10 protein-coding genes are annotated in these 11,165 nt (G+C 31.8%); all 10 read right to left on the bottom strand.

From position 1 onward, the window contains the following. Positions 1-142: 142 nt before the first annotated feature. Entirely contained in the window at positions 143-3,823 is a 3,681-nt protein-coding gene (locus ICJ83_RS16830) for an RHS repeat domain-containing protein (protein ID WP_188231576.1), read from the bottom strand. Positions 3,824-4,104: 281 nt separating this feature from the next. Continuing rightward, positions 4,105-5,235 (bottom strand): type II secretion system F family protein, encoded by a 1,131-nt coding sequence (locus ICJ83_RS16825; protein WP_188231575.1) that lies wholly within the window; start codon positions 5,233-5,235, stop codon positions 4,105-4,107. Further along, on the bottom strand, positions 5,235-5,699 hold the full coding sequence (locus tag ICJ83_RS16820) for a PulJ/GspJ family protein (protein WP_188231574.1): 465 nt from the start codon (positions 5,697-5,699) through the stop codon (positions 5,235-5,237). The genes ICJ83_RS16825 and ICJ83_RS16820 overlap by 1 nt, the downstream gene beginning before the upstream one ends. Beyond that, a complete protein-coding gene (locus ICJ83_RS16815) occupies positions 5,689-6,021 on the bottom strand; it encodes a hypothetical protein (RefSeq protein WP_188231573.1) in 333 nt (110 codons plus the stop codon). The genes ICJ83_RS16820 and ICJ83_RS16815 overlap by 11 nt, the downstream gene beginning before the upstream one ends. Beyond that, positions 6,009-7,274 (bottom strand): hypothetical protein, encoded by a 1,266-nt coding sequence (locus tag ICJ83_RS16810; protein WP_188231572.1) that lies wholly within the window; start codon positions 7,272-7,274, stop codon positions 6,009-6,011. Before ICJ83_RS16810 ends, ICJ83_RS16815 begins: the two co-directional genes overlap by 13 nt. Further along, positions 7,271-7,732, bottom strand: coding sequence for a hypothetical protein (locus ICJ83_RS16805; RefSeq protein ID WP_188231571.1), 462 nt, complete (start codon positions 7,730-7,732; stop codon positions 7,271-7,273). Before ICJ83_RS16805 ends, ICJ83_RS16810 begins: the two co-directional genes overlap by 4 nt. 1 nt (position 7,733) lies before the next feature. Next, the gene (locus tag ICJ83_RS16800; protein WP_188231570.1) at positions 7,734-8,096 is read right to left on the bottom strand and encodes a hypothetical protein; all 363 of its coding nucleotides are present in this window, start codon (positions 8,094-8,096) and stop codon (positions 7,734-7,736) included. 4 nt (positions 8,097-8,100) lie between these two features. After that, entirely contained in the window at positions 8,101-8,835 is a 735-nt protein-coding gene (locus tag ICJ83_RS16795) for a hypothetical protein (RefSeq protein WP_188231569.1), read from the bottom strand. A gap of 511 nt (positions 8,836-9,346) precedes the next feature. Further along, complete coding sequence (locus ICJ83_RS16790; protein ID WP_188231568.1) at positions 9,347-9,856, bottom strand: hypothetical protein; 510 nt, start codon at positions 9,854-9,856, stop codon at positions 9,347-9,349. A 13-nt stretch (positions 9,857-9,869) separates the two neighbouring features. Beyond that, the coding region (locus ICJ83_RS16785; protein WP_317173300.1) for an RHS repeat domain-containing protein at positions 9,870-11,165 on the bottom strand (1,296 nt) is incomplete at its 5' end.

The following is an 11,165-nucleotide window of genomic DNA, read 5'->3' as shown; positions in this document are numbered from 1 at the left end:
AAAAAAATATTATTGTTGTTATTGCCTGTCTCATCTCTTTCTATTTTAATTATTTGGACATCCTGAATTTACCAATAACATGGCCATCTTAGTAATCACCTCATTGGTCACATTGTCTGTAACAACACACTTTACGCTGAAATTAATTTCCATAATTGTACTTATTTTCTTTTGTAACATTTCCATTCGAATCTTTAATCATCATCAACCTGTTAAATTCATCATAGATATAAAATGTCGTATAACCTGAAGGATCAGTGGCACTGGTCATCCCTATTAATGGGTCGTAAGTATACGTAGAAACTAAAGCATTAGGCATAGCCTCTCTAAGTGACTGAAGACCTGATCTAAGAGCCTCCTCATTACACCCGCCTCCGTCAATACAATGGTCGTCATCTGCATTCGTAAGATTTTGTAAACTAACACTCGAACTTACCAAGGCAGATAGTACACTATTATATGTTGCGTTTTCTATCTTTGCAATAGGATACTTACCATCGTAGCCCCAACAATAGCTTATTATCGTTCCATCAGCTTTACTAACCTCAACTGGGTTACCATAATTATCGTATTGAAGATATTTGACTCTATCTTCTAAAATATTAGAGCTCGAATTATAAACTCCTTTTAATGTTTGTATAGATTCTGTCAAAACTACACCTCCTAGATCTATAAAATTAGTTCGTTGTGCACTTATTAATTCCGTATCCTCCCCCAGACCATTCGTATTTATGTCATTATAGGTGTTTGTTTGAATTGGCATAGCTTTATTATTTTGAAGCTTTAATTTATCAATAGCCATTTTTTCTTGGCTGTTAAGAGTATTTAGATCCAAGGAAGAAGTCGAAACTACATCATCAGGAAAATAGGTTTTTGTTAATAAAGACTTGCCATCACTGTTTGTTGTAATAGTTCTTGAAACCTGCCTATGAGTTTTTGGAGATTGGTTCAAACCATCATAATAATAATTAATGGTAGTTTTCAAAGAATCCGTTTCATGATAATGAGTAACCTCTGACTTGCTTAAATGAGCAAAAAATCCAGACATATAATATATTGAATGTATTTTATTAATAAATGGATCTCCATATATAACACTTGGGGGCGGAAAAGAATATTGATAGCATAACGTATAACCAGAAGTACCATTTCCACAACCTGTAGGTTCATACATCTTGTATTTTTGATCCCCCCCTACCAGATTAATAATTCCTAACTCCTTATCTTCAGTGTAAACTCCCTGCATAGATTTAAATCCTTTCACAGCATTATTTACTTCTGTTTGGGTGTAAGTATTTATTATTTTTTGTTTTAAAATATTTGAGTTGTTATAAATAAGCTGCTTCAATATCTTGCCATTTTTAAAATTTGACTTTAAGTAAGGAATAGAAGGATCTAGCCCGCTGGTATCCTCTATATCATTATAAAAATAATATTCGGTATGCCCATTATTACCCCCATTAACATCTACTACATACTCATGAACAGTTGAATAGGCTATATGATTGGATTTTGAAGTATTTAAAGGAATTGAATAACGATTTAAAAATGAACAATTTTTATTCAATAAAAAACCGCTTTCATCAACAGTCTTTCCTGTATAATAAGAATAATTTGAAAATTGCGGATTGAAATGCAGCAAACCAGAAGAGGCCGCAACAGGATTTCCACAAGCATCATCAACGGTATTACTGTAAGCATATGACTTGATAAGTGAAGGGGACGCATTATATTCTGTATAGTCTTTAATTTTCTTTATTCGTAAGCCGCCTACATCCTTGTCATGTGTCTGATTTACTTCTGAAGCAAATGTCATATTTACCCCTAAATAAGAATTAGTTACGCCATTCAAAATATAGAGCTTGTAGTAGCCTTCATCTAGGTCTACTGATATGGTCTCTGTATATCCATCGGGAATAGCTGTTGAATAATTGCCTCCAGGATAAGATCTTATAAACACTTTTTCCGACTGAGGATAATTTACAATATCATACCAATCTAAATCTATCGGACATCCATGTGGGGCTATTTGAGGAATACCTCCACAATTATTAGGTTCAGGTGGTGTTCCTGTACATTTTAACATGGCAATAAATAAAATGCCTGGATCATTATCTCCTGGTCCATGCGGGAGGCTGGGGGAATTATAATCAATAGTAATTTCCTTATTTCCATCTTCATATACTGGTATTACGAATTCTGCTCCTTTAGGGTTATCATAAAAATACTCATCATCCCAATAATCGTAAGGATCAGACAAATCATTCCCTCCAAACAAACTTCCTAGTAAGATATTGTTATTGACTATGGTCTGTTCTGTTATATTTACCTTATGCAGTTCATACTCAAACTCGGTGTGCCCTCCTGTGGGGTAGGTGATTTTAGACAGTGTACCATTTTTCCCTTTTTCGAAATCTGGATTTCTATTAGCTCCAGGAAAACTTTGCAAAACACCACCAACCATAATGGTTTTCTCAGGAACCAAACCGTAGGTTCCAGTATTAGGCGCTCCATTATAATATCCCCAAGCATCTTGTGAGAATGACTGTAAATTAGGAACATCATCTGGGTTAAAATAGTCAAACTTATACTTTTTATTTAAACCACCTGATAATTTGGGTTTTATCGTTAAACTATCAAGCTTTAACCTAATATCATCCTGTGTTATAACAGTAATATTATTTATATCGACGGTGGGGTGCGATTTAAAATAAGATTGATGAAACTCATAATCAATCCCATTGGCTATTGATATTTTATTTAATGCATATCGAGAACTTAAATCCTTTCGTTCTTGATTATCTTGATAAAAAGATATAAGTGTTTCTCCATTAAGGGATATAGAAGTTAAATAATATTGTTGTATTTGATAAGGATTGGTATTGTTATTCACGTTACTATTAACTAAAGGACATGAGCTACTTACCGTTAAATTTGGATTTATCAAATTAGAAACCATGCTAGCTGCTGTTGGCACATACTTTTCGTTCTCCCAAAAGTCAGACAAACTGTGATTAAATGTTAGATTATCAATACCATTGGCAGAAATAATTTTAGTCAAATGCCATGTACTAATATATTTTTCAACATTAGATTCTTTTATTGTTTTAATTGTATCATATTTATCAAAAAAATATTGATTTCCGAACTCATCGACAATATGCCAATTAGTAATACCGCCTCCTGAAAAGTTTGTTAATGAACCTACGTAATTTATAATGTAATTATTTCCATTATCACAACGTGCTTCTCCTGTAATGGGATCAATATATATAGTTCCAGAAATACTTCCTACATTAAATGAGAAATAATCTGGTTGTGTATCAATAATTCCAGACAATATTTCTTCTTCATACTGAAAATATTCACTTAACGTTGTTAAATAAAGTGGATTAACAGGTTGGTACACCACGTTTTCTATGGGAGAAGTATCATAAAACGCTTTAATTTTATCATACTCTGTATAATAACTTCCAAAATAATTTGTAGCTGCACCAATTACATGATCTGGTTTTCCATTTGTTATCCTTGAAATCATACCCCCAGCCTGTAACGACCATGCCAAACCTACTTGTGTAGCTATTTGATTAACTTTTATACCAGAAGCGTCATAGTTTAACGAAATAGGAAGATTAAACTCCTTGCCCTCAATTGAATATATCGGTATTTTTATATCTGGAGAACCAGTATACAAATTTACGTTTGTATTGCCGTATTTTACAAATTCTGTTGCCTCCGGAGAATTTGGAATTAAAATAGGTAAATCTTGACCTAGGGAGGTTTTTATGAAACATAAAAAAACTATTAAAATTACTTTTCTCATTTTGATAATACTTTACTTATTTAATTCAGTAAATGTATATTTTAACAACACAATAAATCAAAGCTAATCCCTTAGAAATATTAAGGTTTATATGTAAATCCTAAAAAATTTCTAATCTATTTCTATGAAGGAAGGCTAACAACTATACTACAAACTAAATCGTTTTGCATAACAACTATCTTTACCGATTACTTAACGCTTGGGAAATTCTATGAATCATTTAATTTTAGAATAGTTTTATTAACTCTCAACAATTTAATATTCTTAAATAGTAAAAATCTTTATCCTAATACACTACTCAACTTAAACATTGGCAAATACATTGCGATTAAAATAACACCTACCAAAATTCCAACTATTAAAATAATAAATGGTTCCATCACGGTTGATAATAATTTAGATTGTTGTTGTACTCGGGTTTCGTACTGAAGATTGAGTCTTTGAAAGACAAACTCTGTTTGGTTGGTCTCTTCGGCTACCTTTACCAGTGCTACCATTTTATCATCAAAAAAATTTTGACTTTCTAAACTTTCACTTAAGTGTTGACCTCTTAAAATCTCTTGTTCAACTCCTTCGAGTGCAGATTGTAATGGGTAAAAACCTATCATCTGTTTAACAAGTTGAATACTTTTTAATACTGGGACTTTAGAAGATATTAAAAGTGATACCGCTTGTGTAAATTGTGATAAATAGACAGTCTTAATGAAAAGTCCGATAAAAGGGGTTTTTAAAATCAAACTATCCGTAACTTTTTTAACTACTTCATTATTTTTGAACATGTATTTTGTAGAAAAAACCCCAATTAACACCAAAAATATAATCACTCCATATGTTCCAATAAAATCAGAAACTAATATGATGAACATGGTAATTGCCGGTAGGTCAATTCCTTGTTGTTTAAAAATATCTTGAAACATAGGAACTACAAAACGCAGCATGAATACAACAACTAATAAGGCAGTACTTAATATGATAACAGGATAAGTCAAAGCACTTATTAAGTTTCTGCGTTGCTCATTTTTTCTAGAGTAAAATTGACCTAATTGGCCTGATACCTGAAACAGAGTTCCTGTTTCCTCACCTATTTTGATTGAATAATACTCATAATCACTAAATTGACTATATTTTTTAACAGCATTAGACAAACTACTTCCCTGAATAATATCATGGTTTATCCCATTTAAAAGCTCTTTGTTTGCTTTCTTCTTCTGCGAAGCCTCTATGAGTTCCAATGCTTGCTTTAAAGAAATTCCAGCTTTTAGAAGCACACTAAGTTCTGTATAGAAATCTTCCTTCGTTTTGTTTGAAAAAACCTTTTTAAACAAAACAATCTCCCGCTGAAGTAATGAAACCTTTTCTACATTCGGTTTTACTTGTTCTCCTATATTAATATTTTCAAGATTAAATGCCATTAGTTTATAAAAGGAGTTGCGTCATTTATTTTATAAACAAACAAAGTATTGTTACCTGGGCTATCTAATGTTTCTAACCTTATTGCATCTAAAACACCTTCCTGTACTCCATTGCCATCAAAAAACAATTTAAAGTTCTTGACAGAAACCTTAAATGTATCTTCAGACTTTATCAAAAAACTCTCATTCAATTGATAGCTTACCGAATCAAGTTCGTGTTTCAAAACCATTTTATGTTCATCGGCATGAAATTCCACCTTTGAGTATTTATTAAAGTCTATCAATAGTGACTGTTCTAGTCTACTTAATTCGGTGTCATTATTAAAATTTTCACGAATACTTTGTATTTGATTTTGAACCAAAGAAAGCACAGAAAATGCCATTCCAACAACAATACTAGTTATTATAAGCACAACTACCATCTCCCCCAGGGTAAAGCTATTTAGTTTTTTATCAATGTACATTCCAAGATTTTAATATTTGTTTATCAAGTCTTTTGTTACTTGCCTGAAGGATTATAAGTTCATTACCTGCTAAAATTTCAAGAGAAATTTCAATTTCCCACGATTGAAATTCTTCCCTGTAAGGAATTGTTATTTTTTCATTTTCATAAAGATATTTCAGTTCATTAATATGAGAATCTATCAATCTGGTGTTACTCATAACCATATTTCCAAATATGTTATTTAGCACCAAACTGGTTATCATAAATAATACTACCAGAAGCACCGATGCCACCAAGGTCTCCATAAGAGTTGATGCTTGTATTTTTCTTAATACAACCATTTAACAACAGCTTTATCTGAAGAATCAAACATTAAACCTACATATTGTATAGGCAACTCTTCAATTGAAATTTGAGCATTATACAAATGGTTCTGGTAAGACGATCCCGACTGATTAGCTACAAAATTGGACGTAAAAACACTTCCAATAACAGCCCCTTCCAACTCCAAATTCCCTTCGCAATAAACTTCACCTTTAATTATAGTATTCCTAGCTATATTAACTTGAGTCTTATAATTTTTGACATGTCCAATATAGGCTACCGCTCCTTTAATTTCACTATGTTCCCCGATAGTCAACTGAGGTTTATCCTTTTTTTCATCAATTAGTTTTTGTTGACTAGAAGCTTTTAATATTAAACTTGAAGGGTAGTTCAAAACACAACTTTTTTCTACTTCAATTTTTTTTGTAGCTATGGCTTGACAGGTTCCAGAAAAACCTGATTCAAAAACTATTTCTGGAGCCACAAGTACAACATCCTGTAGTTTGGAGTGCATTCCCACAATTATTCTAGTTTTTGATTGGATTATAATGTGTCCTGTTACTGAATAATCTTCAATATTTATTTCGACAGGACTATAGAGTACCTTTAAAGGATCGAAAAAGGAATTTTTAAAAACCATTTCCTTACCCATATCTAAAAATTGATTTTGATCTAAATGATTAAGTATTTCCTCTAAATTTGTTATATATTTCCCATTTTCCTTAGCAAGCTCGGGGAGTTCTCCACTTATTTGGGTATCTCCGTAAATTAGTTGGCTTCCATAATATGAATATCCAGCAATGTTCCCGGTTCGTACACCTTGTTTTGGCAAAAAACAAGTACCTACTATTTTCGTTTCACCCACCACTACTAGAGGCCTATTATTATCCGCCAGAAAAAGCGCTGTTCGATTTAATTCAGGTTGTTTTGCTCCAACCAACACGACCTTTTTAAGGCGGTTGTTTTTAATTTTTGAATCCACCATTACCTTTTCAAAAACACCCCAATAATCTCTAATTATTTTTAAGGATTTAAAATCTTCGCTATTATAATTAACCAATAAAGTATCTCCAGAAATAATATTATTTGTTAAAGCATATCCCAAACCTTGATTAACTAAATCGACTGTCTCAACTAAAAAATTGGTTTTAACCTGAAATCGCTTATGGGTATCGACTAATAAAATAAACGACATTAGTAGAATAGCAACCACCATCATAATAAACATTGTTAACTGTAGAGCTCCAGCTTTAATTTTACTAAATCTCATGATTTGATTATAGTTTTCGTTCTCCCTTTATATCTAACAACCACTTTATCAGGTTTTGCTCTAATAAGTTTCACTTCTTTAAAAGTTTGCCCTACTCTCATCACCTGTTGCGCTTCATTAATAGAAAGCACACATATTTTTTTATTATCGTCATGCTTTGTGATCATACCGTGGTATTGAATTAAAACCCACTTGAAATCATCTTTTGGTTTGTTTTGATTCGATTTCTCTGCTGTTTTTTTAGAATAAACCGTTCCCAAAAATGGATCTCGAGTTGGAATATAAATGGAAAATGAATCTGGAATTCGAGTATCCATTAGTTCGAATTTGCTGGTTAATTCAGGTTTGAAATCAACCATTTTTTCAGGTCTTAAAGTAGAAAGAACTTTAAACCCTATTACCCCCCAAATAATCAAAACAGATACAAGTAATATATATGTTTTTGTCCTGCCTTTCATCTTAATTGCTTACAATAAATCTTGTATATGTGTAAGGCGTTTGATAACCAGAATTTTCTGCGCGTACACGCCACTCATAGTTCGCGTCAACCAAGGTGTCTTTCGTAAAAAAATTTCCTTTAACTAAAGTGTCAACCATAACTTGAGACGCATTGCTAAATGTTGGTGTAGCCACTTGAAGGTGAAAAGATTCAGCCTCTTCAATTTTTTCCCATGTAAAAATAATTTGCTTCCCTGTTACAACACTACTTTCGGTTGGCGCCAAAACAGTTACATTTCTATCTGTTATATCGTCAACCTCGATGATGTCATCACAATTAGCCACCACTAAACAGAACAATATAAAACAACATCTATAATACATAATCTTAAAACTTATAATAGGTATTTTTCTTTTGAGCACGTTTTATCGAACGAAAAGTTTCTCTGGGACAATCACTAAATCCAGTCACCAAATCAACTATATTTAGCTCCTGTCTGGTATTTTTTTGCCAACAGCAATTTAAAGTCTCGTATTGAAAAACCACCCCTTGATTAAATGACAATTCTTTGGCTATTTTACCTGAATTATAAAGTTGAAGCACATAGTTCTTATAGTTCTTTTCAATAAAAAAAACCACATCCGCATCTTCAATAGATTTTATATCTTCTTTGTTAAACGCAATAGAAACCCCTGAGACTAATACCACATCTTTCTTATGACTTAAATAAGTTTTAACTGAGTGGTTTTCGTCATTATTTAAAGCATTTATAACACCAACCTTATCCGCCAAAGTTAGCTTCAAATATTTTGGTTTATCGGAAATTGAATCTGTATAATTTATATTAATATTGGAAGATTGAAATCCCTTAGCTTTTTCAAACAATTGATAGCTCCTATTATTAAAAAAAATCTCTGATACTGAAACTTTAACTGGTTGCTTATAACTCGGAAAAGCAGAATTTTTAAATTTATTCTGAAGGATAAATTCCTTACCATCACCTATATTACCTATTACTATTTTTTCGGTAGTAGATGATTTGGAAAAACCCCCAATATTCATAGTGCCACAACTAAAGTTAAGCATTAATAACGTACTATACACTAAGTGTTGAAACTTCATAACTAAATCTTAAACCAACATTGAAAGTAAAGTATTCAACTGAATCAAAAAAAAGGTTTTTCCTTGATTTAGCAAAGGTTAAAATTGTTAGAGATTTTTCTATAATTAAACCCTCTTCCACTAAACCCATCTACAACAGCCATTTACCTTATGATTTTGAAGATTTATATTCATATCATAACTAAACCTTTTATTACGTTATCAAAAAACATATTGTTCCCAATAGCATTTAACTCAAGACGAAAGACAGGACTATTTATGGCGGCCAAATGACAACAGCCTTTCAACTCAACTTAAATATGAGCTTGAAGCTCAACATTGGGTAAGGGCGTTTAAGCATGCGGAGCAAAAAAATAAACCAATAACCATTGGGCAAGACCTGAAGGTTATTGGCTTAATATTTATACTTATCGTGTCTATTTTAACTTGGGTGGTGTTACTGCTAATTAAAATTAGCAGAATTATTAAAAAAATATTTCGCTACTAATTCACAACAAGTTTCCTTAAATTTTTATTCTTCGGTATTTTCTACATTAGTCAAAACACCTGGCGGTAATGGTGCCATTCCCACAATTGTAGGAGACAAAGTGTATATGTCTATCCTTTCTATATTGTTTTCCTCTAATAAACTAGACAAATTATTAACTAAAAAATTATTAAACTCATTATCTATTTGCCCTAAACTTAATGAAGATGTATATTTATAAACACCGTTACCTCCGTAAATTAGTTTCAGGGTATCTACATTTGCTGGACTAAAAACAATTTTTGTTTCAGTTTTAGCCAAAAACTCCTCTATTAAAAAATTTTTTTTTGAATTAATTTTATTCAAAAGAATCTCTCCTTCACTTTTAGCATCATCGGAGGTGTTTTTTATTTCAAAACTAGAATGTCGGTCTGCAAATTTAAATGTTAAATTATCCTCTTTAATATTTTCATTTATCCTGTAGTTTTTATAGAAAAACAGACCTACAAACAAAGTCGACAATAAAACAATCAAAATTAAAATTTTTCTTTTCATTTATATTAAATTATTAATTAAGCCTATTATAGTAATCATCAAGTTGTTTCTGAGCTTTCGCCCAAAATTCCTTTTCTCTTTCATTCTTTCTATAAGTATTTCTTCTATCTGTATATTCTTTTAGAACCTTCAAATATTTATTGGCTTGCTCAGAACCTTCAATATAAGGATTATCCTTATTAAAACTTGCATATAATGAATGAACTTCATCACTAAGTTCGGCGAGTTCAAAAAGCTCCTTCAATGCTGGATTAGTTTCAAATAAAGCTTCTAAATAAGAGTCTGTTTTATTATTTAATATTTTTTCAAATGCCTCATGAGTTTGTTCATCTGGAAAAGATAATCTAATTATTGAGCTACCCCCATTAACCAAATCAACAATATACCCTGAATTCCCATGAACATCTGTAGTAAATCTACCTCCATTCGCAGTCTTTTGAACATTAACTTCTCCTATATTAAACAAACCTGATTTTGATTTTTTCTGATAGTATCCAGCAGCACTAAAACTAGTCCCAAAAAAATCAAATTTAGCATTAAAATTCACCTCATTTGCTCCAGATATAGAGTTCCAAATTCCACCTTGAAAAATATACTTTTCTTGTTTTGGAATAGACGCTAAAACCGTATTCGAATTATCATAAATCTCCTTACCAAAAACTTTATAATTGGCTGAATTTATTCTTCCTATAACTCTTGCCACTGGTGCACTCTGAATAGCTCTTTGTATCACTTTAGAAAGTACAGGGTCAGGCGATTTCCCATCCGAATCAATAAAACTCAATGGATTATTTATTGCATAATTATAAGCCGTTACATTAGGAAATTTATCAGCTAACGGGTCTATATTCATAAACCTACTTATAGACGGGTCATAATTCCTAGCTGTAATATCATACCAACCTAATCCTAACGCTTCTTCGTACTCTTTACCTCCGAATTTATATTTAAGTGCAATATTGGTAGAATTTACGTTAGTATTATACCCTTTATGTTTAAGACCAAAAGGATAGTAGTTGTTTTCTTCTAATATTTCAGAGCTGTTTACACTACCATTATTGTTACTATCCATATAACTCAACCTCACATTCCCCAAATGGTCTTTATATTGATACACATACTTATATCCGTTTGCTGCATCAACATAACCCTCTGGGTGGTTAAAGAATTTCAATGAACTGCCTTCATATACATAATTACCTGCATAGTAAGTGGTCGTTCCACTTACCGTTTTGCTCAACTTTACGCCTGTGGCATCGTAAATATAGGAAATATTTCCTCCTGACAAGGTTACACTTGTGGGTAAATT

The sequence above is a fragment of the Aestuariibaculum sediminum genome (assembly GCF_014596945.1).
GTDB lineage: Bacteria > Bacteroidota > Bacteroidia > Flavobacteriales > Flavobacteriaceae > Aestuariibaculum > Aestuariibaculum sediminum.
Note: the sequence above shows the minus strand (reverse complement) of the source record. Positions and strands in the feature narration are given on the sequence as shown.

Bases quoted from the DNA above. Each gene is read 5' to 3' on its own strand.
- ICJ83_RS16810 (WP_188231572.1), bottom strand. From the start codon at position 7,274: ATGAGATTTAGTAAAATTAAAGCTGGAGCTCTACAGTTAACAATGTTT.
- ICJ83_RS16825 (WP_188231575.1), bottom strand. From the start codon at position 5,235: ATGGCATTTAATCTTGAAAATATTAATATAGGAGAACAAGTAAAACCG.
- ICJ83_RS16815 (WP_188231573.1), bottom strand. From the start codon at position 6,021: ATGGTTGTATTAAGAAAAATACAAGCATCAACTCTTATGGAGACCTTG.
- ICJ83_RS16800 (WP_188231570.1), bottom strand. From the start codon at position 8,096: ATGTATTATAGATGTTGTTTTATATTGTTCTGTTTAGTGGTGGCTAAT.
- ICJ83_RS16805 (WP_188231571.1), bottom strand. From the start codon at position 7,732: ATGAAAGGCAGGACAAAAACATATATATTACTTGTATCTGTTTTGATT.
- ICJ83_RS16790 (WP_188231568.1), bottom strand. From the start codon at position 9,856: ATGAAAAGAAAAATTTTAATTTTGATTGTTTTATTGTCGACTTTGTTT.
- ICJ83_RS16830 (WP_188231576.1), bottom strand. From the start codon at position 3,823: ATGAGAAAAGTAATTTTAATAGTTTTTTTATGTTTCATAAAAACCTCC.
- ICJ83_RS16820 (WP_188231574.1), bottom strand. From the start codon at position 5,699: ATGTACATTGATAAAAAACTAAATAGCTTTACCCTGGGGGAGATGGTA.
- ICJ83_RS16795 (WP_188231569.1), bottom strand. From the start codon at position 8,835: ATGAAGTTTCAACACTTAGTGTATAGTACGTTATTAATGCTTAACTTT.